The sequence below is a fragment of the Morganella sp. EGD-HP17 genome (genome assembly GCF_000512315.2).
Lineage (GTDB): Bacteria > Pseudomonadota > Gammaproteobacteria > Enterobacterales > Enterobacteriaceae > Morganella > Morganella morganii.
The window spans coordinates 1-668 of sequence record NZ_AZRH01000072.1 but is presented as its reverse complement, the minus strand read 5'-3'; the positions used below and the strand labels follow the sequence as shown (position 1 = coordinate 668).

Sequence of the window (668 nt, the reverse complement as noted above, 5' to 3'; positions counted from 1 at the left end):
GGATCACGTTCTGACTGATTTGTGCCCGGAAAACAGGGTAACTGACTGAACAGTAAGGCTGGCGGTGTTTTCCGGGAACGGGCGGGATTCACCGGGTTATTCCCCGATTTCTTTTTCTCTCACAATCTCTTTTTCTCTGACGATATCTTTCTCAGCCTGCTGCAGTTGTTCTGTCTGCCGCACACGGTGTAACTGTTCCTGCCGGAGCATGTCATCGAGGCTGACGGCCGCTTTCCGGTCATGCGCGTTTTCCTGTGACTGCAGACGCTGCTGTTCACGGCTGATTTCCGCGTCCAGACGGGTGTCCTGCGACGCATCACGGACGGTATCTGCTTTTTCCGGTAATGCGGCCGCTTTCAGTTCGGCCTCATGGCGCTGCTCCTCCGCTGTTTTCAGGGTCAGCGGGTCATCCGCTGCCGGGACACCGGCACGGAGTGTGTCCGGCGCACTGAGGTCAGCCGGAAGCCCGCCGGTCATTTTTCGCATCACCGCCGCGTTCACCGGCTCCTCCGGCTGCAGCCGGACAACCACACCGCTGTCCGGGGTCTGTTTAAGCTGTGCCAGCGCCTCTGTCATACTCTCCGCAATCCGCGTTTCCCCGTTGCTGCCGCGCTGCAGTACCATCCAGGCGGCTTCCTCACGACCGACAAGACGATGTTCCTGCCCGG

Annotated in this window: 1 protein-coding gene; it reads right to left on the bottom strand. The window is 59.7% G+C overall.

All coding sequences use genetic code 11. From position 1 onward, the window contains the following. Window positions 1-96 precede the first annotated feature (96 nt). Window positions 97-668: conjugative transfer relaxase/helicase TraI domain-containing protein (locus X965_RS19655; protein WP_036419867.1), on the bottom strand; the 572-nt coding region annotated here is incomplete at its 5' end.